The sequence below is a fragment of the Micromonospora sp. WMMD712 genome (genome assembly GCF_029581295.1).
Taxonomy (GTDB): domain Bacteria; phylum Actinomycetota; class Actinomycetes; order Mycobacteriales; family Micromonosporaceae; genus Micromonospora; species Micromonospora carbonacea.
Window position 1 is genome coordinate 325029 of record NZ_CP120743.1, and the last position, 23338, is coordinate 348366.

Here is a 23338-nt window from a genome sequence, read left to right on the forward strand (position 1 = left end):
AATCACCTCCCCCCGTCGGGTAGCGGGTCGTGACCGCCCCCGCCGCTGCGGGGGAGTTCGGGCGCGCCGGCCAGCGGCGCGAGGAAGGGCAGGGTCGCCGGCTCGTCGTGCCGCGCGCAGGCCAGCGCGAACAGCACCCCGGCGGCGCCGGTGCCCAGGTCCATGGAGAGCCGCAGCAGCTGCTCGCCGGGGAAGGCGGTCCCGCCGCCGTACGGCAGGGCGTGCCAGCCGAGCCGGCGCAGCTGCGCGTCCAGCTCGCGGCGGCTCTCCGCGTCGGGGAGCGTCGCCAGGTACGCGATGATCCCGGCCCGGCCGGCGAAGAGGCCGGACTGGGCGTAGAACGGGGACCGGGCGGCCCGGCGTGCCCCGGCGCTGGCCTCGGCGAAGCGCTCGTCGGCGCGGTGGCGGAGGTACTGGTCGAGGACCAGGCCGACGCCGACGCCGCCCTGCCCGAGGTACGGCATGGTGCGCCAGCCCTCGTTGACCTCCAGCGCCCCGTTCGGGCGCACCACGCACCGGCGCAGGTCCTGCCGCAGCGCGGTGGCGGCGTGCTCCAGCAGCGCCGGGTCGCCGGTCAGCTCGTGCATCCGCACCAGCAGCAGCGCCGCCCCGGTGCGCCCGCGCAGCAGCCCCGCGTACGGATTCCGGCCGCCGCTGATGTCCGGGCCGGGGTCGTCGGCGAGCCGGTCGAGCACGGCGGCGGTGACCTCGTCGGCGGCGTCGCGCAGCGCGGTCTCCCCGGTGCGCCCGGCCAGCTCGGCGAGGTTCAGGGCGATGCCGGACAGGCCGTTGGCCAGGCTCAGGTCCAGCTCGGTCCAGGACTGGCGCAGGCAGACGTCGAGGACGTCGAGGGCGTCGGCGCGGCGGCCCAGGTGTTCCAGCGCGTACGCCACCCCGTGCAGGCCGTCGTAGAAGCCGATCCGGGTGCCCGACGCCGGGGCGGTGGCCCGCCGCACGAGCCACTGTTCGTGCTCGGGGAACCGGCCCGCGCCGCTGACGGCGAGGGCGTGCAGCACCCCGGCCGCGCCGTGGGCCAGGTTGGGCCCGCCGCTGCGGAACTGCTCGATGTCGCCGGGGAAGAGCCGGTCGTCGCGCTGCGGCGTGGCACTGGCGAGGATCGCGGTGACGATCCGCCGACGCGTGCCGGGCCAGTCGCCGGTCGCGTCGAAGGCGTCGTCGCCCGCCTGGTCGGGGCCGGTCACGGTGTCCCCGCCGCTGCCGGCGTCCGCGCGTCCGCCGCCGGTGATCTCGGCGACCGCCTCGGCCAGCCACTCGCGGGGCACCGGGAAGTGCTCGGCGACGACGTCGGCGAGGTGGGCGGCCTTGTCGGGGGCGAGCCGGACGAGCTGGGTCAGCGGCAGGAACAGGGCCAGGCGCAGGCAGGCCAGCGCGTACCGGTCGACGGCGGGGCCGGTGCGGTCGTTCGGCGCGGCGAACCCCTGGTTGCGCAGGCCGGGGCGGCGGTGCCCCTCGATCGGGGCGGCGACCTCGAAGTCGACCAGGGCCACCCGGCCGTCGGGGCGGACCATGATGTTGAACAGGTGCAGGTCGCCGTAGACGAGGCCGCGTTCGTGGATCGCGCCGACGATCGCCTCGACCTGGGTGAGGACGTCGCGCGCCCAGCGGGCGTAGTCGGCCCGGTCGGCGTCGGTGGCGTCGGAGTCGATCAGCGGGTACTTCTCGACGACCACCTTGTTCAGCGACCGGCCCTCGACGAACTCCAGGGCCAGGAACCGGTGGTCGCCGATGGCGAACTCGTCGTGCACGGCGGGCACCTGGGGCAGGTCGGCGAGCCGGCGCAGCGCGGCGGCCTCCCGGGCCAGCCGGGCCACCGCGTCGACGCCGTCGGCGTCGAGGCCGGCGTGCGGGCGGGCCTCCTTGAGCACCACCTGGGCGTCGGTGCGCAGGTCGCGGCCCACGTACAGGCCGCCGCCGTTGGAGAAGTGGATGACCTTCTCGATCTTGTAGGGGACCTCGGTGGTGCTGGTGGCGTTGCGGGCGGCCAGGTGCGGGGCCAGGAAGTCCGGCAGCGACACCCAGTCGGGCAGGTGGAACACCGGGTCGCGGCGGTCGGGCACCAGGGTGCCGGAGGCGTCGGCGATCGCCGGGACGACCTGCCCGTCCGGGGAGAGGCAGTAGCGGCGGGCGAAGCCGCCGTAGCGCACGTGCACCGGCCCGGCGCCGTAGCGCAGGTCGCTGAGGATGTACGGCCCGGCCTCGCCGGCGAGCAGCGCGTCGAGCTCCTTGCAGGCCAGCTCCAGCTCGGCGGTGTCCTGCGGGTAGATGGTGACGAACTTGCCGCTGGCCGACCGCGAGGCGTACTTCGAGTTGCGCAGCAGCAGGGTGCGCGGCCCGCGCAGGAACTTGAACGACATTCCGCGCGGCACGCAGTAGTCCCACACCGCGTCGAGCACCCGCTCGGCGTTGTCGAGGGTCGCCGACACGTGGATCTTCCAGCCCTGCTGGGGCAGCGAGCCGCCCTCCGGCGCGTGGATCAGCCAGTCGTCGAGCGGTTCGCGACGCCAGCCGGCCGGCACGTCCCGCCCGGCGGCGGCGAACGCCGGCTGCGCGACCGCGCTGCCCGGCGAGTCGTAGAAGATCCGGTCCGCGGCGCAGTAGTTGTCGTAGCGCTCGTCCACCGTGACCCCCTCCGCGATCTCGGCCGGTTCCGTTGCCCGGCGACGGATACGAGTCTCGTGGACCGGACCCGCCCGCCCCCAGTGCAGTTAGTCATGACCATGGATGCGGGGCGCACGGCCCGCGGTGACAAAAGTCACCGGCGACCCGTGCCGCCTCGAAAGAAAGAACCGGCCGACGCCGCGGGGGCGTCGGCCGGTTCCGGAGAACCGCGGACCGGTCAGTCGGTGGCGTGCCGCTGCGCCCGGTAGCGGGCGATCAGGGCGCGGGTCGACGAGTCCAGGCCGGACAGGTCGGCCTCGTCGCCGGTGAGCAGCGGCGCGAGCTGGTTGGCCATCACCTTGCCCAGCTCCACCCCCCACTGGTCGAACGGGTTGATGTCCCAGATCGCGCCCCCGGTGAACACGATGTGCTCGTAGAGCGCGATGAGCTGGCCGAGCACGGCCGGGGTCAGCTCGGCGGCGACGATCGAGGTGGTCGGGTGGTTGCCCGGCATCACCTTGTGCTCCGCCAGCTCCGCCGGGGTGCCCTCGGCCTCCACCTGCTCCCGGGTGCGCCCGAACGCCAGCGCCGCGGTCTGCGCGAAGAAGTTCGACATGAACAGGTCGTGCATGTCGCCCAGGTCGTGCCGGGGCCGGCTGAACCCGATGAAGTCCGCCGGCACCAGCCGGGTGCCCTGGTGGATGAGCTGGTAGAAGGCGTGCTGACCGTTGGTGCCGGGCTCGCCCCAGAAGATCTCCCCGGTGTCGTACGACACGCGGGTGCCGTCCAGCGTCACCGACTTGCCGTTGCTCTCCATCGTGAGCTGCTGCAGGTACGCCGGGAACCGGTGCAGGTACTGCGAGTACGGCAGCACCGCGTGGGTCTGCGCGCCCAGGAAGTTGGTGTACCAGACGTTGAGCAGCCCGAGCAGCGCCGGCACGTTGCGCTCCACCGGCGTGGTGCGAAAGTGCTCGTCGACGGCGTGGTAGCCGGCCAGCAGCTCCCGGAAGCGCGCCGGCCCGACCGCCAGCATCACCGACAGCCCGACGGCCGAGGGCAGCGAGTAGCGCCCGCCCACCCAGTCCCAGAAGCCGAACATGTTCGCCGGGTCGATGCCGAAGTCGCGCACCCGCTGCTCGTTGGTGCTCACCGCGACGAAGTGCCGGGCCACCGCCGAGGCGTCGCCGCCCAGGCCGGCGAGCAGCCAGTCGCGGGCCTGCCCCGCGTTGGCCAGCGTCTCCTGGGTGGAGAACGTCTTCGACACCACCACGAACAGGGTGCTCGCCGGGTCCAGGTCGGCCGTCGCCTCGGCGATGTCCGTCGGGTCGATGTTGGAGACGAACCGGCAGGAGATCCCCGCGTCCCGGTACGCCCGCAGCGCCTCGTACGCCATCACCGGCCCCAGGTCGGAGCCGCCGATGCCGATGTTGACCACCGTGCGGATGCGCTCGCCGGTGTGCCCGACCCACTCGCCGGAGCGGACCCGGTCGGCGAACGCCGCCATCCGGTCCAGCACCGCGTGCACGTCGGCCACCACGTCGCGGCCGTCCACGGTCAGCGCCGCGCCCGCCGGGGCGCGTAGCGCCGTGTGCAGCACCGCCCGGTCCTCCGTGGTGTTGATGTGCGCCCCGGCGAACATGGCCGCGATCCGGTCGGTCAGCCGGGCCCGCCCCGCCAGGGCGGCGAGCAGGGCCAACGTCTCGTCGGTGACCAGGTTCTTGCTGTAGTCGACGTGCAGGTCCGCCAGCTCGCCGGCCAGCCGCTCACCGCGGTCCGGGTCGGCGGCGAACAGGTCACGCAGGTGCGCGTCCCGCAGCTTCTCCGCGTGCGCCGCCAGCGCCCGCCACTCGTCGGTGGTGGTGATCTCCTCGGCCATTACGGCTCTCCTCCCGCACCTGCTCACAACCGTTGCGCGGCCGTAACCGTACTGCGTGTGCCCGGCCGCCCGGGCCAGACTGCCACCAGCCGGGACGTGGCGCACCCCCGGCGCGCGGTCCGCCACCGCCCGTCCGGCCCGGAGGCGAACCTGTCGTACCCCCGGGGCATGATCTTTCCCAGGACGGGCGCTGCGGGGCCCGGTTCCGGCGGGCCACCGTGCTCCGCCATCCCCCTGTCGTCGTGCGCCGGCCCACCGCCGGCGCCCCAGTCGGCGCGCCCTCGGGCGCACCGGGTACGGAGGTCGCAGTGCCGCAGACGCAGCACGCACCGTGGGAGCGGCGCAGCCTCGCGCCGGTGCTGCCCGCGGTGCGCCCCCGCAAGCTGGCGAAGGTCCCCTTCGTCGAGCTGGCGGACGGCCGGTTGCAGGGCGTGGTGTCCAGCGGCTCCGACATCGAGCGGGTCTACGTCTCCTCGGTCGCCGCCGGCAGCCACGCCTACCACTGCTCCACCAACAACAACCGGCCCTGCGGCGGTCTGCGCGGCGCGCCCTGCAAGCACCTGCACGCGCTGCTCGACGAGGCCGTCCTGCAATACGGCGTCGCCCGCGTCGGGCGCTACCTGCGCGTCGACGTCCCCGACGGGGCGCAGACCGGCGGCGATCTGCTCGGGGCGCTGCACGGCCACCACGAGCCCACCCCGGCGGCGGTCGTGTTCAGCCGGTTCCTGCGCCACCTGGCCTACCTGGAGCTGCCGGCGGCCGACGGGCCGCTGCCCGAGCTGCACTGGTTCCCGGCGACCGGGGCGGGCCGCTGATGCGGGGGGCCCAGCTCAGCGCGCTGGCCGACGCGCCGGCCGGCGTCGACGCGGCCCTCGACGTGGTCGCCGGCCTCGACGACGCCCTGGTCACCGGCCTGGCCCGCCCGGGCGAGGCGCAGCTCGCCGCGCTCGGCGACCTCGCCGCCGCCCTGGCCGTCACCCCGCTGGGCGGCCGGGTCGCCGAGGCGGTAGCGCAGGTCACCGCCGGCGCGCCCGCCGACGAGCACCTCGCCGCCCTGGCCGGGGCGCGCACCGCCCTGCTCGGCGCGGCCCACGACGCCCTGCTCGCCGCCGCCGACGCCGCGCTCGGCCGGGAGCGCGCCGCGCTGCCCGCCCCGCCGGCCGGGCCGTTGCCGGCCGGGGCCGCCGCCCCGCTGCCCGCCGCCCGGTCCTGGCTGACCGAGCTGGCCATCACCGGCTGGCGCGGGGTCGGTCACGACCTGGCGGCGGCCGGGGCCCGGCCGATCGAGGCGAGTCTCGCCGTCGCGCCGCTGCGCCGGCTCGCCGTGCTCCTCGACGGCCTGGCCGGCGAGCTGGCCGCGTCCTGCCCGGTGGCCACCATGCCGGCGGTGCCGGCCCGGCGGTGGGCCGACCTGTGGGCCCGCGCCGTGCTGCTCGCCCAGGACGACGCCCGGGTGGCCGACCCGGCCGCCACCGAGCGCGTCTCCGGCCGGCTGCTGGTGCTCGGCGTCGACGTGCACGAGCACGCCACCGCCGTCCAGGCGCAGGTGCACGCCGTCCTCGAACCGTCCGGCGGGACCCCGCCGCGGCTGGTCCGCACCGCCGTCGCCGCGACGAAGGTCGACACGATCGTCGGCCCGGCGCTGTGGCGGCTGCTCGCCGACCACCCGGTCCTGCTGGCCGCGCTGGCCGGCCGCCGCGCCCTGGAGGTGACCGACCTGCCGCTGACCGGCGGCGACCTGTGGTGGCGCGACGGGCAGGCCCGGGTCGGTGAGCCGGCCGACCCGTTCGCCACCGCCCGGGTGCTGCTGCCCGCCGCGGCGTCCGCGCCGACGCCGCCGCTGGACCGGCACCCCGTGGCCGTCGCCGAGCCGGTGCTGCTGGAGGGCTACGCGGTCGACGCCACCGGCGACGACGTCCGGTTCACCGTCGACGGGGTGAGCGTCGCGGTCGACGTCGACCGGCTGCCGACCTGCGGCCCGCTCACCCCCGCCCTGGTCGCCGCCTCGACGGCCTGCCTGGGCCTGCTGCGCTGGGACGCCGGCCGGTGGACGGTGCAGCCGCTGGCCGTGCAGAGCACCGTCAAGCGGGCCACCGTCGTCGCGCACACCGGCGACTGGGCGCAGGGCCCCACCGACGCGAAGGTCGCCAAGGCCGAGGCGAAGGCCGGCGACTCCGTCGCCGTGCTGCGGGAACGCGCGGGACGGCTGCTGCGCCGATGACCACGACCCCCGACACCCCGCAGGGCCCGCCCGTTCCGGGGTCCGGCGACGCCGCTGTGGGCCAGCCCGCTCCCGGGACCGACGCCGCTGCGGGCCCGCCCGTGAACGCCGATGCCAACCGCCGGCAGGTGCTCTACTGGCGGCTGCTGGCCCGGCTGTTCGACCCCGAGGAGCAGCCGGCGCTGGAGGCGGCGAGCGTCGCCGTCGTCGACGACCTCGGCCTGCCGGCCGCGCTGCTGGACCCGGCGGTCTCCGTCGACACCGTCGTGCAGCGCTTCCCCGACCTGGCCGGGGAGCTGACCGGCCTGCTCACCCCGCCCGAGGCCGAGCAGCCTGCGGCCACCGAGCCAACGGCGGCGGCTGAGCCGGCCGGCGGCGCGGAGGTGCGCCGGGCCGCGCTGGTGTCGAAGCTGCTGCTCAACGTGTTCGCCACCGGCGGCGGCAGCGTCAGCGCCACCCAGCTCGCCCGGTGGCAGTCCGACGCCGGCTGGTTCGAGCGGGCCCTGGGCTGCGAGGCCGGCGAGCTGCGCCGGCAGGCCGGCGACGGGCCGAACGGCGGCCTCGGCGGGGTGCTCGCGGGGCTGGAGGGCGACCTGGTGCGCCGGATGCACCTGCGCGAGGTCCTCGCCGACCCGAAGCTGGCCGCGAAGCTCACCCCGAGCATGTCGCTGATCGAGCAGCTGCTGCGCGACAAGTCGAACCTGTCCGGGGCGGCGCTGGCCAACGCCAAGGCGCTCATCCGCCGCTACGTCGACGAGGTCGCCGAGGTGCTGCGCACCCAGGTCGAGCAGACCAGCGTCGGCGCGATCGACCGGTCGGTGCCGCCGAAGCGGGTGTTCCGCAACCTCGACCTGGACCGCACGATCTGGAAGAACCTCACCAACTGGAGCCCGGAGGACCAGCGCCTCTACGTCGACCGGCTCTTCTACCGGCAGACCGCCCGGCGCACCAGCCCGGCCCGGCTGATCGTGGTCGTCGACCAGTCCGGTTCGATGGTCGACTCGATGGTCAACTGCACGATCCTGGCGTCCATCTTCGCCGGCCTGCCCAAGGTCGACGTGCACCTCATCGCGTACGACACCCGGGCGCTGGACCTGACCCCGTGGGTGCACGACCCGTTCGAGGTGCTGCTGCGCACCAAGCTCGGCGGCGGCAACGACGGCCCGGTGGCGATGGCCATGGCCCGGCCGAAGATCACCGAGCCGCGCAACACGGTGCTGGTCTGGATCTCCGACTTCTACGAGTTCGACCGCTCCCAGCCGCTGTTCGACGGCATTGAGGCGGTGCACCGCTCCGGGGTGAAGTTCATCCCCGTCGGCTCGGTCAACAGCTCCGGCAGCCAGATCGTCAACCCCTGGTTCCGGCAGCGCTTCAAGGACCTGGGCACCCCGGTCGTCTCCGGCCACATCCGCAAGCTCGTCTTCGAGCTGAAGAACTTCCTCACCTAGGAGACCCCTGACATGTCCGAGATGTTGCGCGCCCCCGCCGAGGTCACGTTCGCCGAGGAGCTGGCCTGGCTGGAGTCGGTCGACACCGACCCGAAGCCGTTCTCGTGGCGGCTGAGCCCCCGGATGGTGCGGCTGTTCGTCCTCGGCTCCGAGCGGGCCGACGGGCTCGACCGGGAGGTCGCCCAGAAGTGGTTCGGCGACCGCAGCTTCGTCGAACGCGCGATCGTCACCCTCGCCTCCGACCGGGGCCTGCTGCTCATCGGCGACCCGGGCACCGGCAAGAGCTGGCTCGCCGAGCTGCTCGCCGCCGCGATCTGCGGCAACTCCACCCTCGTGGTGCAGGGCACCGCCGGCACCACCGAGGACCACATCAAATACTCGTGGAACGTCTCGATGGTCATCGCCCGGGGGCAGTCCCGCGAGTCGATGATCCCGTCGCCCATCATGACCGCGATGGAGCAGGGCGTCATCGGCCGCTTCGAGGAGCTGACCCGCTCCACCAGCGACGTGCAGGACGCCCTGATCTCCATCCTGTCCGAGAAGTACGTCGCCATCCCCGAGCTGGACGCCGACAACATCGTCTTCGCCAGGCCCGGCTTCTCCATCATCGCCACCGCCAACAGCCGCGACCGGGGCGTCAACGACCTCTCCTCGGCGCTGAAGCGGCGGTTCAACTTCGTCCGCATCCCCGTGGTGACCAACAAGCGCAGCGAGGCGGAGATCGTCCGGTTCCGCACCGAGGAGCTGCTGCGCCGGCACCGCATCGAGCTGGACGTCCCGCCCACCCTGCTGGACATCCTGTTGCAGAGCTTCGCCGACCTGCGGGCCGCCGCCGCGTCGGCCACGAGCGACGACGAGAAGCTGGAGTCGGCGCTGTCCACCGCCGAGCAGATCGGCGTCCTGGAGGACGCCATCCTGCACAGCCAGTTCTTCGGCGACCGCGTCCTGCGTGCCGAGACCCTCGCCGGCTCGCTGGTCGGCTCGCTGGCCCGGCGCACCCCGGAGGACCTGGCGATCCTCAACAAATACCTGCACGGCGTGGTGGAGCCCCGGGCCAAGGCCGACGGCGGCCCGTGGGAGGGCTTCCTCGACGGCGGCCGCCAGACGATCGCCACCCTGTCGTGACCGGCCCGACGACCACCCCGCCGGGTGCGGGCCCCGGGGTGCACCCGCCCGGCGTCGTCGCGCCGACCCCCGCGCGGGTGCCCGGTGGCCCCGGGGCGTTCGGCGCGCTGCGCGACCAGCTCACCGACGCCGCCGCGGCCTTCGCCGGCAGCCCCGGCGCGCTCGCCGAGATCCTCACCGGGATGATCGACGACGTCGACCGGGCACTCGGCGAGCGGCTGGAGATCTTCCCGGTCTGCCACCACTCGCCGGCCTCCGCCCTGGCCATGGCGCGCCGGCTGCGCGCCAAGCGACCGAAGGTCGTCTACCTGGAGCTGTGCGAGGACCTGCAACCCCTGCTGGGGGAGCTGCGCAACTGCCGCCTGCCCGTGGCCGTGCAGGCGTTCGCGTCGAAACTCGACGGGTTCCCCGCCGAGTGGGCCCCGCTCAGCGTCGTCGCCCCGATCACCGAGGCGTCGGCGGAATACCAGGCCATCGCGTACGCGCTGGAGACCCCCGGCGTGGAGCTGGTGCTGGTGGACCGCTCGGTCGACCACGTCTTCCAGTGGGCGCCCCGCGACCCGGCCGAGGGTCCGGCCCCGTCCTCCTCCGACGCACCGGCGGCGGCCGAGGAGGAGGCCGCGCTGCACGGCGACGCCGTCGGCGTGGAGATCGGCGACCTGCGGCCTCGCTTCGCCGAGCTGGAGTCCTACCTGCTGCACCACGGCAAGGTCCGGCACTGGTCGGAGTGGTGGGACCAGTACGTCGAGCAGCCCCTCGTCGCCGCCGACCACGAGACGTACCGGCAGGTGATGGTCCTCATCGGCAGCCTGTTCCGGCGGCTGCGCCCGGCCGACGCCGACCGCCTCGACCGCGACGTCGAACGCGAGCGCTACATGTGGACCCGGATGCGGCAGCACCTCGCCGCCTCCGGTGTCGACCCGGCCGACTGCCTCTACGTCTGCGGCGCGTTCCACGCCGCGAGCCCCGTCGAACAGTTCGGCACCGGGCCCGACGCCGCGCCGTACGAGATCAGCCCGCGCACCGCCACCCGCTGGCTGTACGGGCTGATCCCGTCCAGCCACTCCGCCATCGAGGCGCAGTTCGGGCTGGCGCCCGGCTCGGTCTCCGTCGCGGCGGCCACCTGGGCCAAGGCGGTGTCCCGCTCGGGGGTGGCCCCGTTCCGGCTGGCCGGGCAGGCCGGCGGCAGGCCGGCGAAGGGCCGGGCCCGCCGGGCCGCCCCGGCCGAGGCCGCCGACGGGCGGGTCACCGACCGGCTGTCGGACTTCCTGGCCCGGCCCCCGGTCCTCGACGACCTCGACGAGGCGGAGCTGCGTGGCTGGTGCGTGGACATCGTCCGGCTGGCCCGCCGCAACGGCTACCTGGCCAGCACCGCCGACGCGATCGCCGTGTTCGAGACGTCGATCCTGCTCGCCGGGCTGCGCAACCGGGCCCGCCCCACCCCGTACGACTTCGCCGACGCGGCCGTGACCTGCATCGAGAAGGACGTGGTCCCGGGCCGGCGCGACGTGCGCCGGCTCTGCGAGATCCTGCTCGGCGGCGACCGGATCGGCCAGGTCGGCTACGACGCCCTGCCGCCGCTGGCCCGCGACGTGCTCGACCGGCTCGCCCCGCTCGGGCTCGACCTGGACAAGCGCACCATCCAGCGGGCCCTGCTGGACCTGACCGCCGACCCGGCCGTGGCCGGCTGCTCGGACCTGCTGTGGCGGCTGCGGCACCTGCTGCCCCACGACGCCGTCCGTCCGATCATGGGGGAGCGCCGGCTCGGGGAACGGTCGACGCAGGAGAGCTGGGACCTGGCCCTCGGCCGCCACCAGCGCGCCCTGATCGAGCTGGGCTACGAGGGCGTCACCATCGAGCAGGTGCTCGAACAGCGGCTGCGCCGCCGGGCGTGGGGGCCCCGGGCCACCGCCGCCGTCGCCCTCGAAGCCGTCGAGGACGCGCTCCTGCTGCTCGACGGCCGCCGGCTCGTCGACGAGCTGGGCGCCCGGGCGGTGGAGCTGCTCGCGGCCGAGCGCACCGTCGACGAGGCCCCCGAGGTGCTGCGCCGCATCCGCCGGCTGCTGGCCCACTACCGGGCCACCGAGCCGACCCTGCCGCCCTGGTGCGCCGCATTCGTCACCACCGGGTACGCCCACTACTGCACCCTGCTGCCCAGCGCGTTCGTCGACGCCGAGACCGGGGTGCGGCAGGTGGGCGCGATGCTCGGCTTCCTGTTCGGCATGGAGAGCCTCGCGCTGTCCCTCGGCTGCGACCGTACGCAGCTCGAACTGGCCGTGCGCCAGTCCCGGCCGGAGGCGCCGGCCCGGGTGGCGCTGCACTGGGCCGCCCAGCACCACCTCGGCCTGCTGCCGCTGGCGCAGCTGCGCGCCCGCAGCACCGAACTGCTGGCCAACCCGCTGGTGGTGCCGGCCTTCCCGCAGTACCTCAGCGGGTTCGTGCAGGCCCTGGAGCCGGTGCCCGGGCTGACGCCGTTCGTGGTGGAGGTGATGTCCACCGCGTTCGCCCGGCTGCCCGACCCGGTGCTGCTGCCCTGGCTGCCGACGTTGATCACCACGCTGCGCGCGCAGGCCGGCGAGCTGGTGCCGACCCTGGTCCGGGAGGCCGGCCGCACGTTCCCGGCGGCCCTGCCCGCCCTGGACGCCTGGGTGCCCCCGTGGACGCACCGGCCGGCCGGCGGGGCGGTGCCGACCCGGGGACCGGGGTCGGCGGCGCAGCCGGTGGCCGCCGTGGCCGGCCCGGTGGCCGATCTGCTGGCGGGCCACCCGGCGACCTGCGACGCCGTGGCGGACCTGCTCGGCTGCGCCGGCGACTGGGCCCTCGGCTCGGCCGGAACCGGTCCGGCCGTCTCCGGTCCGGGCGGCATCGGGTCGGGCGGCCCTGGTCCGGGCGGCACCGGTTCGGCGGTCGCCGTCGAGGCCGCAGGGCTGCTCACCGCGCACCCGGCGACCGCCGACGCGCTCGCGGCCCTGCTCGTGCCGCCTACATGGCGGGCAGCGCCGCCGGGTCCGTAGGGTTCCGGCATGGATGCGGATGTGATCGTCGTCGGGGCCGGCCTGGCCGGTCTGGTCGCCGCCACCGAGGCCGCCGACGCGGGCCGGACGGTGCTGCTGCTCGACCAGGAGCCTGAGCAGAACCTCGGCGGCCAGGCGTGGTGGTCGTTCGGCGGGTTGTTCCTGGTCGACTCGCCCGAGCAGCGGCGCATGGGGGTGCGCGACTCGGTGGAGCTGGCCTGGCAGGACTGGCTGGGCAGCGCGGCGTTCGACCGTCCGGAGGACCACTGGCCGCGCCGGTGGGCCGAGGCGTACGTGCACTTCGCCGCCGGGGAGAAGCGCTCCTGGCTGCGGTCCATGGGGCACCGGTTCTTCCCCGTCGTCGGCTGGGCCGAGCGGGGCGGCGGCGCGGCGGACGGGCACGGCAACTCGGTGCCCCGGTTCCACGTCACCTGGGGCACCGGCCCCGGCGTGGTCGAGCCGTTCGCCCGCCGGCTGGCCGCCGCGGTGGACGCCGGCCGGGTGCGGCTGCGCTTCCGGCACCGGGTCGACGGCCTGGTCACCACCGGCGGGGCGGTCACCGGCGTACGCGGGGCGGTGCTGGAGCCCAGCGACGTCCCGCGCGGGGCGTCCAGCTCCCGGGTCGAGGTGGGCGAGTTCGCCTACGCGGCGCAGGCCGTGGTCGTCACCTCGGGCGGCATCGGCGGCGATCACGACCTGGTGCGGGCGGCCTGGCCGGCGCGGCTCGGCGACCCGCCGAAGCGGATGGTCTCCGGCGTGCCCGCCCACGTCGACGGGCGGATGCTCGGCATCACCGAGGCCGCCGGCGGGCAGGTGATCAACCCGGACCGGATGTGGCACTACGTCGAGGGGCTGCGCAACTGGGACCCGATCTGGCCGCAGCACGGCATCCGGATTCTGCCCGGGCCGTCGTCGCTGTGGCTGGACGCCACCGGCAGGCGGCTGCCCGCGCCGCTGTTCCCCGGCTTCGACACCCTCGCCACGCTGCGCCACCTGCGCGCCACCGGCCACGACCACAGCTGGTTCGTGCTTACCAGGAGGATCGTCGCCAAGGAGTTCGCCCTCTCCGGCTCCGAGCAGAACCCGGACCTGACCAACCGTAGCGTCCGGCAGGTGATCGAGCGGGCCCGCGCCGGCACCCCGGCCCCGGTGGCGGCGTTCCTGGAGCGGGGCGCGGACTTCGTCGTCGCCGACACCCTGGAGGCCCTGGTGGCCGGGATGAACGACCTCGTCGCCCCCGACGGCGGCCCGACCCTGGACGCCGCCCAGGTGCGGCGGACCGTCGAGGCCCGCGACCGCGCGATCGCCCACCCGTTCGGCAAGGACGCCCAGGTCACGGCGATCCGGGGCGCGCGGGCGTACCGGGGGGACCGGCTGATCCGGGTGGCCCCGCCGCACCGGCTGCTGGACCCGGCGGCGGGGCCGCTCATCGCGGTGCGGCTCAACATCCTGACCCGCAAGACCCTCGGCGGCCTGCACACCGACCTGGACGGGCGGGTGCTGCGCCCCGACGGGCAGCCGTTGCCCGGCGTGTACGCGGCCGGCGAGGTGGCCGGCTTCGGCGGCGGGGGCATGCACGGCTACAACTCGCTGGAGGGCACCTTCCTCGGCGGCTGCCTCTTCTCGGGCCGGCAGGCGGGCCGGGCGGCCGCCGCCGCCACGCGCTGACGCCGCCGGTGCCCGCCCCGACCTGGGGTGATCAGCTCACCGGTATGACCAATGATGGATATTGACCGCTGAATCGACGCGTGTAAGTGTTTCCTTCCCTGGAACGAACGTCGCGGCGCCCCCTCGCCACGCCGCCGGACCCCGCTCGCCCCACCCTCGCGAGCGGGGTCCGGTCACGCCCAGGTGCACGACACCCCCTACCTGCACCGAGGAGCACCCATGAGACGCAGCACAGTGACCGCGGGCCTGGCCTTCGCCGCCGCCCTCGCGTTGACCACGTCGACGGCGACCCTGCCGGCCGCCGCCGCCCAGGCTCCGGCCGCCCCCGCCCCCGCCGCCGCCCCCGCCGTCGCGGCGCTGGCCGCGCCGGACATCTCCGTGACGAACGTCCAGGCCCACCTGAGCCAGTTCCAGAGCATCGCCACCAGCAACGGCGGCAACCGCCGCTCCGGCTCCGCCGGCTACACGGCCTCCGTCAACTACGTCAAGAGCAAGCTCCAGGCCGCCGGCTACACGGTCACCGAGCAGAACTGCACCAACTGCACCTACCCGGGCAACAACGTGATCGCCGAGTGGCCGGGCGGCGCCCCCGCCGACCAGGTCATCATGTTCGGCGCGCACCTCGACGGCGTCACCGCCGGCCCCGGCATCAACGACAACGCCTCCGGCTCGTCCGTGCTGCTGGAGAACGCCCTCGTGCTGGCCCAGCAGAACCCGAGCCTGACCAAGCGGGTCCGGTTCGCCTGGTGGAACGGCGAGGAGCAGGGCCTGCAGGGCTCCAAGTTCTACGTCAACTCGCTCAGCACCGCCCAGAAGGGCTACATCAAGGGGTACTACAACTTCGACATGGTGGCCTCGACCAACGGCGGCTACTTCATCAACCGGGTCACCTCGACCACGGCCGCGCCGCTGAAGGCGTACTGGGACTCCCTCGGCCTGTCGCCGGAGGAGAACGTCGAGGGCCAGGGCCGCTCCGACGACTACTCCTTCCAGCAGGGCGGCATCCCCACCTCCGGCTACGCGATGGGGGCCAGCGCCCGCAAGACCAGCGCCCAGGCCGCCAAGTGGGGCGGCACCGCCAACGCCTCCTACGACCCCTGCTACCACCGGTCCTGCGACACCACCAGCAACATCAACGCCACCGGCCTCGACCGCAGCGCCGACGGCGTCGCGTACGCGATCTGGGACCAGGCCGTCGGCGGCGGCACCCCGACCAACGACTTCTCCGTCGCGGTGAGCCCGACGGCCGGCAGCGTCGCCCGGGGCGCGTCCACCACCGCCACGGTCTCCACCGCCACCACCTCCGGCAGCGCCCAGACCGTCGCCCTGTCCGCCAGCGGCGCGCCCAGCGGGGTGACCGTCTCGTTCAGCCCGTCGTCGGTGACCTCCGGCGGCTCGTCCACCATGACGATCGCCGCCTCCGCGTCGGCCGCCACCGGCACCTACACCGTCACGGTCACCGGCACCGGTTCGGCGACCCGCACGGCCACCTACAGCGTCACCGTGACCGGCACGGGCGGCTGCGCCGGCGGCCAACTGGTCGGCAACTCCGGCTTCGAGAGCGGCGCCACCGTCTGGACCGCCTCGTCGGGCGTGATCACCAACTCGGCCAGCCAGGCCGCGCACGCCGGCTCCTACAAGGCGTGGCTCGGCGGCTACGGCGCCAGCCGCACGCAGACGCTGTCGCAGTCGCTGGCCGTCCCGGCCGGCTGCGCCACCTACACGCTGTCGTTCTGGCTGCACATCGACACCGCCGAGACCACCTCGACCAGGCAGTACGACAAGCTCACCGTCGCCGTCGGCGGCACCACCCTGGCGACGTACTCGAACCTGAACAAGGCCACCGGCTACGTCCAGCGCACCTTCGACGTCGCCGCCTACGCCGGGCAGACCGTCACCCTGACGTTCACCGGCGTGGAGGACGCGTCGTTGCAGACGAGCTTCGTCGTTGACGACGTCACCCTCACCGCCAGCTGAGGTGCAAGGAAGGGCCCCTTGTTAACGCCTGCGGTATAGCAGGGTTCCCTTCTCACCGGCGCGGGGCGGCGCGAAGCCGCCCCGCGCCGGGCCGCGCCCGGGCTCGGTTGCGACACGTGTTCGACACGCCGATGACGCGCTGACTTCGGGCCGTCGCGCACAGTAGGCTCCTCGATGGTTGTCGGTGTGCCGCCGGTCGCGGCCCGCGCCTGCCTGGAGGGGCCCGTGAAGAGAGCCGTCCGCCAACGCCGGTCGCCCGACGCCGCCAGCCCCGCCGAGGCCATCAGCCCCGCCGAGGCCATCAGCCCCGCCGAGGCCACCAGCTCCGCCGAGGCCACCAGCCCCGCCGAGGCCACCAGCCCCGCCGAGGCCACCAACTCCGCCAGCGCAGCGTCGGGCGGTGCCGGGTCGCCGGGAGGCGCGGCCGCCGACGGCGACGCGTCGGTGCTGCCCGAGTTGGAGGACCGCGCGTGGATGCACCACGCGACCGAGTTCGCCCACACCACCTTCTGGGCGGTGGCCCGCCGGCTGCCCCGGCTGGTCCGCGAGGCGGTCGCCCTGGCCTGGGCGACCAGCCGCCGGGACACGGCCGCCTCCATCGGGCTCAACGTGGCCGCCGGGGTGATGACCACCCTCGGCCTGCTGGCCACCACCGGCGTGCTGCGCGAGCTGTTCGCGGCGGGCCCGACGCCGGACCGGATCCGGGCGGCGCTGCCGGCCCTGGCCCTGGCGGCGGCGGCCGTGACGGCCAAGGGGGCGCTGACCATCGCGGCCGGCTGGGCGCAGGCCCGCCTCACCCCCCAGATCAACTACCAGGTCGAGCTACGGCTGTTCGAGGCGACCACGGCCGTCGACCTCGCCGCGTTCGACGACGCCGGGTTCGCCGAGGAGATGGACCGGGCCCGCGACCGCGGGGTGACGGAGGCGGCGTTCATCGTCGACCACACCGTCAACCTGATCACCGGAGTGGTCGGGGTGCTCGCCACCGCCGCGGCGGTCACCGTGATCCAGCCGCTGCTGCTGCCCTGCCTGCTGCTGGCGGCCGTGCCCGAGGCCGCGACGGCCGTGAAGATGGCCCGCCGGCAGTACCTGGAGATGCTGGCCCGGATCAACCGGCGTCGCCGGATGTGGATGTTGGCCAACCTGATGGCCAACCGGCACACCGCCGCCGAGATCCGGGCGTACCAGATGCGCGACTTCCTGCTCGGCGAATACCGCAAGATGATGGCCACCGAGACGCGGGCCCACCTGCGCCTGGTCCGCGCGCAGACCCGGACCAGGGTGCTCGGCACCACCACCGCCGGCCTGGCCACCTTCGGCGTGTACGCCGTGCTCGCCGGCCTGCTGCTGGCCGGCATGGTGGCCCTCGCCGCCGCCGCGACGGCGCTGATCGCCCTCCAGTCCGCCCGATCCAGCCTCGGCGTCGCCGTGTTCGCCACCAACTCGCTCTACGAGGACGCCCTCTACTACCAGGACTACCGGGACTTCCTGGACCGCGCGGTCAGCCGGACCGCCGCCGGGGGCGACCGGCCGACCGACGGGTTCGACGTCATCACGCTGGACCGGGTGAGCCTGCGGTACCCGGACACCGACCGCCCGGCGGTGGACGAGGTCAGCCTGACCGTACGCCGGGGGCAGGTGGTCGCGCTCGTCGGCGAGAACGGCTCCGGCAAGACGACCCTGGCGAAGCTGATCGCCGGCCTGTACCGGCCCACCGGCGGCACGATCCACTGGGACGGGGTCGACACGACCCAGCTCGATCCGCGCCAGGCCGGCGCGCAGGTCGCCGTGCTCACCCAGGACTGGTGGAAGTTCCCGTTCACCGCCGGGCAGAACATCCGGGTGGGCCGGCACGACCGGGCCGCCGGGCAGCGGGGTCCCACCATGGAGGACGCCGCCCGGGCCGCCGCCGCGCACGAGATGATCGTCGGCCTGCCCTTCGGGTACGACACGCTGCTCGACCGTGAGTTCAAGGACGGCCACGACCTCTCCGGCGGCCAGTGGCAGCGCCTCGTCGCCGCCCGTGGCCTCTACCGGGACGCCCCGCTGCTGATCTGCGACGAGCCGTCGGCGGCGCTCGACGCCCGCGCGGAGCACGCCCTGTTCCAGCACCTGCGGCGGCGGCCGGACCGGGCGGTCGTGCTGATCACCCACCGGCTGGCCAACGTCCGGCACGCCGACCAGATCTTCGTGATGGAACGGGGCCGGCTCGTGCAGCAGGGCACCCACGACGAGCTGGTCGCCGCCGACGGCCTCTACCGGGAGCTGTTCCGCCTCCAGGCCAGCGGCTACGTCGCCGACACCGAGGGCGCCGCCCCGCCGCCCTGACCGCCGCCCCCCGGCGCCGGCGCGTGTAGACCGCCGACGCCGGGGCGTGGCCCCGCCGATGCTGGGGTCGCCGCCCCGGCACCGTAGGCGCGTTGCGCCGCGCCGGGACCGTCGGCGGGGCGGAGTCAGCAGACCGTCACCGGGTGCCGGACGACGCCGTCGAAGAGGTACCCGAGGTCGTTGTGCCGGGCACGCGCCGGCTGGCCGACGCCGGTGGCGTCGGTGGCCCGCGCGCGCAGCGTCACCGGGCCGGGCCCCGCCGGCCGCCAGCGTGCCGTCCAGCGCTGCCACGGGCCGCCCGCGTCGGCGTCGACCAGTTCGGCCGGTCGCCAGCCGCCGTCGCCGGTGTGCACCTGCACCGACCGGATCGGGCCCGCCCCCGACCAGGACCGGCCGCGCAGCAGCACCTCCGCGCCGGCCGGCACGCGCGCGTCCCAGGGCAGCTCGAAGGCGCTCTTCACCGACTGCGCGCCCAGCGTCGCGCCGCCGGCCGGGTAGCCGGGGCCGAACATGCGGTAGAGCTGCGTGTTCCACGGCGAGAACAGGGCGGTGGCGGAGACCTCGACCGGGCCGACCCACTTGATCGAGGAGATGCCGATCCAGCCGGGCACCACCACGCGCACCGGGTGGCCGTGGTCGGCCGGCAACGGCTCGCCGTTCATCTCGTACGCCAGCAGCACGTCGTCGAGGGCCTTGCCGACCGGCAGGGGGCGGCGGACCCGGCCCAGGTTCACGCCGCCCGTGACGTACTCCGGGTCCAGGCCCTCCGGCATCACGTCGACGGCCCCGCCGGTCAGCCCGGCCCGGCGCAACACCTCCGCCAGGCGTACGCCCCGCCAGTGCGCCACGCCGACGCCGCCGAGCCCCCACGCCACCCCGGGCGTCGGCCGGCCCTGCTGCCCGGCGAAGAACCGGCGGCCGTTGCCGGCGCACTCGACGAGCGCGGTGACCCGTTCGGCGGGCAGCCCGCGCAGGTCGTCGTAGCCGAACTCGACGGGCCGGTCCCGGGTGGGCGCGCCGCGCAGGCCGTCGCCGAACAGGCGCAGCCGCCACGTGCCGGCGTCGATCCGGGGCGTGCGGGTGTGGTTGCGGACGAAGAACCGGTCGGTCGGCACGACGTACCCCTGCCCGGCCATCGCCTCCCAGCGCATCTCGGCGTTGGTGTCGTGCCGGTCGAACAGCCCCGGCGGCAGCGGCTTGACGATGCCGGCCGGGCCGCCGCCCGCGTGCGCGGCGGGGCGGGAGCCGGGTCCGGCGGCGCCGACCGGTCGGGGCGCGACGGCGACCGGCTCGCGCTCGGCCGCGGCGAGGGCGGTCATCGCCGTGCCGAGTTCGAGCAGGCGCGGGCGGGCGAACCCCTCGCCCCGGGCCCGCCCGGCGAGCCACTGGCGGGCCCGCCGGGCGTCGTGGTCGGCCTCGTCGTACGACAGGGAGTGCGGCATCGGGTCTCCTCCGGCACGGCGGCACAAACTCCTATTGAATCAGTAGGAGTTCGTGCCGGCGGGCACCGCCGCGCCGCCCTCAGGTCGCCGCGACCAGAGTCACCAACCCGGCGGCCACCAGCACCCCCGCCCACAACCGGTCCACGTTGAACCACGCCCGGCGCAGCACGCCGACGCCGAGCACCTCGTACACGGCCACGGCGGCGGCCAGCGCGACGCCGAACATCGCCACCGTGTGCACCCCGGCGGCGGCCAGCCCGGGCAGCGCCCCGACAGCGGCCTGCCCCGGAAGCGCCCCGGCCGCCGTCAGGTGCCCGGCGTGCCCGCCACCGGCGACCGGCCCGGCGAGCAGCACCGGCAGCAGCATCAGCCCCGCCCCGTGCGCCGACGACATCAGGAACGACCAGCCGGCGAGCTGCGCGTTCGACAGCCGCATCCCGGCCCAGCGGAAGTGCCGGCGCGACAGCAGCCGCCACAGCCCGAACCCGACCAGCAGCACGCCGCCGGTGACCGCCACGGCGGTGCTCGCCGCGACCGACCGGGTCGCCGTGACCAGAGCGGCCACCACACCGACGGAGGCGAGGTGGCCGAGCGCGATCGGCGGCAGCGCCGCCAGCAGCACCCGCCGGCTGCGCTCCTGCAACCCGCGGGCCACCGCGAACAGCCAGCCCATCGCCGGATTCAAGCCGTGGAACGCGCCGAGCCCGGCCAGGGTCAGCCAGGTCGCCGTGGTCACGGGAAGCAGTACGAGTCGGAGGACGCGTCGCCGCCCTGCAACCGGGTCTGGTGCACCCGCAGCCCCCGGAACTCCTCGCCGCGTGGGAAGAACCGGGCGTCCGGGGTGAGGCCGCCCGCCTCGGTGTCGACGTCCAGCTTGGCCAGCCACGCGCCCACCCCGTCGGGATAGAACTGGTCGTCCCAGGAGCCGTAGAGCGAGTTCGACACGTACACCCGGCGGCCGTCGCGGCTGATCTCCACCATCTGCGGGCCGCCGGCCAGGGGCTCGTCGGGGAAGCCGGGGTGGGGGGTGCGCCGCACGATGCCGCCGAGGCGCACCGAGCCGGTCAGCACCGGGTGGAACGGGTCGCCGACGTCGTACTGGCGCAGCTCGCCGGTGCCCCAGCAGGAGACGTAGAGGAACCGGTCGTCCACGGACAGGTCGATGTCGGTGACCAGCGGCGGCACGGCCCCGAACGGCTTGAGCAGGTCGGGCAGGTCCGCCGGGTCGGCCGGCTCGGCGGGGATGTCGATCACCTTGGTCACGGCCCACTCCTCGCCGTCGCGGTGCCACAGCCAGATCGAGGCCGACAGGTCCTCGACGCTGATCACCACGCCGACGAAGCCGTACGTCTGCGTCGGGTCGTGGGCCGGGCGCAGCTCCAGGGGCATCTGGTACGCGTCGCCGAGGTCGACCCGTTGCACGTGCCGCCGTTTGGCCAGGTCCCAGAAATGGATCGCGTGCCCGTACCGGCGGCCGAGCAGCAGTTCGCCGACGATCCCGTCCTCGATCATCGACGGGGTGCCCCACTCGCTGGTCACCAGCACGTCGTGGTTGAGGTGCCACCAGAAGTCGTACGCGAGGTGCTGCGGGCCCCGGTCGGCCTCCCACGCCCCGCGTACGTCGAAGGTGGTGTGGTCGAGGATCGCGATGCCGCCGGGGCCGTCGGCGTCGCCGGCCCCGCCGAGCGCGGACAGGTAGATTCCGTCGGGCCCGCAGTGCACGGTGTGCGGGCGGGAGTACCCGGCCCGCTCGGCCAGTTCCCCGGGCTCGATCACCTTGACCAGCTTCGGCGCGCGCGGGTCGGGCTTGGTGTCGTACACGTGCACCCGCGACGAGCGCAGCCCGGGGACGATCAGGTAGCGGCGCTCGACGTGCGGGTGCGGCGCGGTGGGGCAGAGCGCGCTGCTGCACGCGTTCCAGCCGAAGTGGTGCAGCTCGTCGCCGGTGTGCGGCAGGTCGGTCCAGCCGACCACCCGCCCGTACTCGGGGGAGTCGGGGTCGGTGTCGAGCACGGCGAGGGCGTCGGGCCGCTCGGCGGCGCGGTCGAACGCGGCGACGTACGCCAGCTTCTCGGCGGGGGCCAGGGCCGCCTGCCGGGGCGACGGGTAGAACGACGGGTCGGGGGTCCAGCGGGTCATCGGGTCTCCGGGTCGGGTGGTGGGCGGCTCCAGGTGCGGGCACGCCGGGGCGGCCGGCGAGCGAGAGCAGCCTACTAACCCGATAGGTTATGTGGGTAGTGTGCCGACGTGGTCGTCCCACCCCTCAGGAGGCGGCCGGCGACAGCGGGCCGGTGGCCGCAGGCCCGTCGGGCAGCCGATGTCCGCAGGCCCGTCAGGCAGCCCGGTGGCCGGCGGCCCGTCAGGCAGTCCGGTGGGCGGCGAAGAAGTCGGCCAGCACCCGGGTGTGCGTGGAGAACGCCAGCTCCACCGGCTCGGTGACCACCAGCCACTCGGTGGCCTCCTCCGTCGGCGTCGACGCCGGCAGCAGCCCGGCCGCCCGCTCCGGCAGCGTCCCGAAGACCATCATCGTGCCGCCGGCCGGTGCCCCGTGCACCGCGAACAGCTGCGCGTCGTCGGCGGACGCCACCAGCCCCGTCTCCTCGCGCAGCTCCCGTACGAGGGCCTCCTGCCACGCCTCGCCGTACTCGATGAAGCCGCCGGGCAGCGCGAGCAGCCCGCGCGCCGGCTCGATGTCCCGGCGGACCACGACCACGCCGAGGCCGGCGTCGGTGCGCACCGGCAGCACCGCCACCGCCACGGGCGTCGGATTGCGCCACACGGTCTGGCCGCAGGCCGCGCACACCCGGGGCCAGTCGGCCGCCGCCGGGTAGCCCGCGCCGCAGTAGGAACAGTGGGAGTACGGTGCGCCGGTCACGCCCGGCACGTTACCGCCTCGCCCACGCGCCTCCGGCCCGGGTGGTACGCCGGGCGGGGGAGCGGGCCGGGGGCGGGCCAGGTGCGGCGTGGGGCGCGGCCGGTCAGGGGCGGCACGGGTCGGGGCGCGGGGCAGCGCCGGTCAGGTGTGGCGCGGGTCAGGGGCGCAGGGCGGCGCGGGCGGCCATCAGGGCGAAGCCGAGCAGGTTGTCGCCGCGCCAGCGGGCCGGGTCCTGCGCGTCGGGGTCGCCGGCGGCCAGGCCGATGCCCCACACCCGGTCCACGGGGCTCGCCTCGACCAGCACCCGCTCGCCGGTGCCGAGCAGGAACGCGCGCAGGTCGTCGTGCGCGGCGAACTTCGCGACGCTGCCGGCCACCACGATGTCGTACCGGTGGGCCGCCCAGGTGGCGTCGTCGAAACCGCGGACCATGCGCCCGAGGGCCTTGGCCCGCTGCGGGTGCCCGGCGGTGAGGACGCGCGCCGCCGTGTCGTGGTCGCCGAACAGGGTGGCCTTGTGCCACATCATCCAGTGCTCGGCGGTGGCGAAGACCCGGCCGTCCACCGTGAACGGCGCGGGCCACCACTGGCTCAGGCAGCCCGCCCCGGCCGTGCCGTCCGGCCGGGGGCGGTGCCCCCAGAAGTGCAGGTAGCGCACGCGGGCGTCGGACTCGTGCAGGGCGACCAGGTCGGCGACGGAGCGGGGCGACATGGCCGACAGTCTGCCGAGGACCCCGACACCGGGCCA

The 23338-nt window shown here is 75.1% G+C and carries 15 protein-coding genes; 8 read left to right on the forward strand and 7 right to left on the reverse strand.

Annotated elements, in window-relative coordinates; genetic code table 11:
• Positions 1-2 precede the first annotated feature (2 nt).
• Both lanKC and pgi read right to left on the reverse strand, forming a co-directional pair.
• Positions 3-2639, reverse strand: coding sequence for a class III lanthionine synthetase LanKC (gene lanKC / locus O7633_RS01315; protein ID WP_282325509.1), 2637 nt, complete (start codon positions 2637-2639; stop codon positions 3-5).
• 218 nt (positions 2640-2857) lie between these two features.
• Complete coding sequence (gene pgi / locus O7633_RS01320; protein WP_282325510.1) at positions 2858-4495, reverse strand: glucose-6-phosphate isomerase; 1638 nt, start codon at positions 4493-4495, stop codon at positions 2858-2860.
• A 356-nt stretch (positions 4496-4851) separates the two neighbouring features.
• On the opposite strand from pgi, the gene O7633_RS01325 reads away from it, so the two are divergent.
• The 8 genes from O7633_RS01325 (at position 4852) to O7633_RS01360 (ending at position 18276) form a co-directional block, all read left to right on the forward strand.
• Positions 4852-5310, forward strand: a complete 459-nt coding sequence (locus O7633_RS01325) for a hypothetical protein (RefSeq protein ID WP_282328713.1) — start codon at positions 4852-4854, stop codon at positions 5308-5310.
• The gene (locus O7633_RS01330; RefSeq protein WP_282325511.1) at positions 5310-6716 is read left to right on the forward strand and encodes a hypothetical protein; all 1407 of its coding nucleotides are present in this window, start codon (positions 5310-5312) and stop codon (positions 6714-6716) included. The genes O7633_RS01325 and O7633_RS01330 overlap by 1 nt, the downstream gene beginning before the upstream one ends.
• A gap of 101 nt (positions 6717-6817) precedes the next feature.
• Entirely contained in the window at positions 6818-8164 is a 1347-nt protein-coding gene (locus tag O7633_RS01335) for a VWA domain-containing protein (protein WP_282328714.1), read from the forward strand.
• Between the two features lie 12 nt (positions 8165-8176).
• A complete protein-coding gene (locus tag O7633_RS01340; protein ID WP_074476200.1) occupies positions 8177-9289 on the forward strand; it encodes an AAA family ATPase in 1113 nt (370 codons plus the stop codon).
• A gap of 77 nt (positions 9290-9366) precedes the next feature.
• Entirely contained in the window at positions 9367-12303 is a 2937-nt protein-coding gene (locus O7633_RS01345; RefSeq protein ID WP_282328715.1) for a DUF5682 family protein, read from the forward strand.
• A 9-nt stretch (positions 12304-12312) separates the two neighbouring features.
• Complete coding sequence (locus tag O7633_RS01350; RefSeq protein WP_278134766.1) at positions 12313-13971, forward strand: FAD-binding dehydrogenase; 1659 nt, start codon at positions 12313-12315, stop codon at positions 13969-13971.
• Positions 13972-14190: 219 nt separating this feature from the next.
• On the forward strand, positions 14191-15948 hold the full coding sequence (locus O7633_RS01355) for a M28 family peptidase (RefSeq protein ID WP_282325514.1): 1758 nt from the start codon (positions 14191-14193) through the stop codon (positions 15946-15948).
• A gap of 474 nt (positions 15949-16422) precedes the next feature.
• Positions 16423-18276: an ABC transporter ATP-binding protein gene (locus tag O7633_RS01360; protein ID WP_282328716.1), complete on the forward strand. Its 1854-nt coding sequence runs from the start codon at positions 16423-16425 to the stop codon at positions 18274-18276.
• Between the two features lie 125 nt (positions 18277-18401).
• Here O7633_RS01360 and O7633_RS01365 read toward each other — a convergent pair whose 3' ends face one another.
• From O7633_RS01365 to O7633_RS01385, 5 genes are all read right to left on the reverse strand, one after another.
• Entirely contained in the window at positions 18402-19718 is a 1317-nt protein-coding gene (locus tag O7633_RS01365; protein ID WP_282325515.1) for a molybdopterin-dependent oxidoreductase, read from the reverse strand.
• Positions 19719-19797: 79 nt separating this feature from the next.
• Positions 19798-20454 carry a hypothetical protein gene (locus O7633_RS01370; RefSeq protein WP_282325516.1) on the reverse strand — a complete coding sequence of 219 codons (657 nt, stop codon included), beginning with the start codon at positions 20452-20454 and terminating at the stop codon, positions 19798-19800.
• Positions 20451-21857, reverse strand: coding sequence for a selenium-binding protein SBP56-related protein (locus O7633_RS01375; protein WP_282325518.1), 1407 nt, complete (start codon positions 21855-21857; stop codon positions 20451-20453). Before O7633_RS01375 ends, O7633_RS01370 begins: the two co-directional genes overlap by 4 nt.
• A 220-nt stretch (positions 21858-22077) precedes the next feature.
• Positions 22078-22593, reverse strand: coding sequence for an NUDIX domain-containing protein (locus tag O7633_RS01380; protein WP_282325520.1), 516 nt, complete (start codon positions 22591-22593; stop codon positions 22078-22080).
• Between the two features lie 157 nt (positions 22594-22750).
• Complete coding sequence (locus O7633_RS01385) at positions 22751-23302, reverse strand: NADAR family protein (RefSeq protein ID WP_282325522.1); 552 nt, start codon at positions 23300-23302, stop codon at positions 22751-22753.
• Between the last annotated feature and the right edge of the window lie 36 nt (positions 23303-23338).